Source organism: Pseudorhodobacter sp., from assembly GCF_030452865.1.
Lineage (GTDB): Bacteria > Pseudomonadota > Alphaproteobacteria > Rhodobacterales > Rhodobacteraceae > Pseudorhodobacter.
In genome coordinates, this window is sequence record NZ_JAKDLJ010000434.1 from 1 (window position 1) to 2,851 (window position 2,851).

The window sequence follows — 2,851 nt, forward strand, 5'->3', positions numbered from 1 at the left end:
AGCAGCGTGTGTTCTGAGGGGAGATACCGGGTTGCCGTCATGCCGTCATGTTCCAGTGAAAGTGCGACGGAGATTTTGCCTTCGGCGGCATGGGCGTGGTGAACCATCGGATAAGGGTTGAAGGGCTCTGCGTCGGGCGCGATGGTGATGCTGTCAGGTGTGCTCTGCCAGCCTTTGGGCAGGTGCCATTGGGCCGTGACGTGGCACAGACGATCCGGCTGGCGCAGCTCAAGGGTTGCGCCGATGGTGTCGCCGGGGCGGGCATGAGCGCAGTCAAACCATGCATCGAGCCGCGCGCCGGAGGCGAGCCAGATCACGCGTGACAGGATGTGTTCGGTTCGATCGAGGCGGTGCAGGGTTTGCGCCTGCGCGACCTCCGGGCAGGTTTCGCGCAGCGCCCGCAGATGGGTGAGCGCGTCAAAGCCGTGGTGCAGGATTTGCGCGGTGTCGGGAAAGGCGGCCCCGCAGGCCAGCAGCGCGCCGTCCAGAGTTTGGGCGCGAGGATGATCGGCGAGCAACCCGGCATAGGTTTGCGGCAGATTGTCGGTGATCAGGCCTTGATCCGAGCCGACATGGCTTTGCGCCAGGTGAAGTGGCCAGCCCTTGGGTTCCATGCCGCCGGTCCAGCGGCCCATGCCTTGAGTGGCATGACAGGCGCGCGACTGCTGGCCGATCTCCTCCCAGGTCCAGCCGGACAGCGGTTCGCGGCCCGCGCCGGGAATGGTGATCGTGGCGCGTGGCGGCGGCAGATCATCGTCATAGGCATCGCCTGCCCCCGACCATGCAGGCAGGTAGAGTTTCGCCACCTGCCACGCAGCACCTTTCGCGCCAAAGCCGGGATCGGCGGCAGCTTCCATCGCTTCATGTGCGACTTCTGTCATGGCGCGGTGATGGCCGTGCTGGCCCGGTACATCGAGGAAGGTCGGGCAGAGGATATCGGGACGGTCGGCGCGAATCGCCTCCACCAACCGCCGCAGGGTATGGGCGTGGCCCCATTTTCCAAGGGTTTCCGCACCGGATTTGGAAAAGCCGAAATCACTGATCGGGTCGGCAGGGCTGTCTGACAGCCAGTACATCGACAGGCCGAGAATATCCGCCGCGCGGTGCATTTCCGCAGTGCGCAGGGTGCCAAGATCAGCACCCGCCTCGCGCCCGATCTCGTTCTGACCACCTTCGCCACGGGTGGCGCAGACATAGGAAATCGACAACCCGTCACGATAGGTCAGCGCCGCCAGCATGCTGCTGATTTCATCATCCGGATGTGCGCCGGAATTCATGAAGCGGGTCAGCCCGCGCAGGGGCTGCAGCGCGCGCCACAGCATCAGGGCCGCGGGTTGGCGCATTTGGGCAGAAATTCGGGCAGCATCGGTCAGGGGCATGGCAGGCTCATTCAATCCTGTAGGCGGCAATGCGCGGGGTTACGGTGTGGTGGATCACAAGTGCTGCGGCCCCAAGGGCAGCGGTCAGACGGCCGGAGGTGCCGCGCAACACACGGGGGCGGTCGCGCCCGGTTTGATGCGCCACCGATCCGGGGGGGAGCGCAAGCCGCGCGATCAGGAGGTCCAGCAGCGCATCCGGCAACGCGCCACCCAGAATCGTGTATTGCGGATCAAACAGGTTTTCCAACATGCCGATGGCACGGGACAACGCCTCTGCCGCCGTATCGACCCAGGCCGAAAGTGCGGCATCATCGCGTGCCAGAAGCGCGGTCAACACGGCATCGGTGCCATGCCCGTCAGCGGGCAACAACCCGCGCGCGATCAGATGGCGCTGGACAGCCAGGCGGCTGACATATTGTTCCAGACAGCCGTTGTTGCCGCAATCGCAGGGCAACCCGTTGGGGTGGCTGACGATATGGCCCAATTCCCCGGCATTGCCGAAGGCCCCGCGCAGCGGCTGGCCCTGATCTATGATGCCAAGGCCAAGGCCCGCGCCGAAGTAGAGAAACGCATAGGTCTGCGCCCCTTTGGCCGCCCCGAACATGCCTTCGGCAAGGGCGGCGGCGGTTGCATCCTTGTCAAGCCAAACCGGCAGAGCCAGAGCGGATTCGGCCAAGGCCGGGATTTCGGACGGCACCCAATCGGGCAGGGCGGTTGCCGAAGCCGCATTCAACCCTGTCGCGCCGAACGGGCCGGGGATCACCAGACCGGCACCGAGGATGCGCGGTGCGAGCGTTGCCGCTTGGCCTGCCAGCATCGCCATTTGCCCCAGCACATGCGCCGGGTCCGTCTGTGTCAACCATGTATGGCCCGTCGTCAGAATCTTGCCGCCCAAATCGGTCAGCACCATAGTCAAGGCATCAGGCCGCACCTCAAACCCGAGGATCGCAGCGGAGGTCGGATTGAAACCATAGACAACGGGGGGCTGCCCGCGCGCCTGCGCCCGTCGACCCTGCGGGGCGACCAAGCCTTCGCGGGCAAGTTCCGCCACAAGGTTGGACACGGTTTGCGTCGAAAGCCCGGTTGCGCGCGCCACCTCCGCCCGCCCGGCATCGCGACCGCGCAAATAGCCAAGCACCACGCGCCGGTTGTGCGCCTTGGTTTTTTCCGCGTTGTTTCCGGTGATCTGCGTCGGTCGAAACGGCACCCGGCCCCCTTAACTCAAAATGATGGAATAAAGTATTGAATTTTGCAGGGAAGCCGTCAACACTTGCCTTGGAAGAGAGGGTCGGTCCGGGAAACGGGATGCCGGGGCTGTGCCGAAAGATGTGTTGCCACCCCGATCATTGGCCCGCCCCGGAACGCGGCCGACAACAAAGAGGTCCATGATGAAAGCCCTTGCGCTCGCCGCCGCCACCAGCCTTGCCGCCCTTGTCGCTGCTGCCCCCGCCTCCGCCGTTGAGATTGAATAT

At 64.8% G+C, this 2,851-nt stretch carries 2 protein-coding genes; both read right to left on the reverse strand.

The window, feature by feature from the left end; translation table 11 throughout:
• Window positions 1-1,379, reverse strand: a 1,379-nt coding sequence (locus tag L0H65_RS17620; RefSeq protein ID WP_301460527.1) for a PIG-L family deacetylase, incomplete at its 3' end; no start/stop codon positions are given.
• 7 nt (window positions 1,380-1,386) lie between these two features.
• Complete coding sequence (locus tag L0H65_RS17625; protein WP_301460528.1) at window positions 1,387-2,586, reverse strand: ROK family transcriptional regulator; 1,200 nt, start codon at window positions 2,584-2,586, stop codon at window positions 1,387-1,389.
• Between the last annotated feature and the right edge of the window lie 265 nt (window positions 2,587-2,851).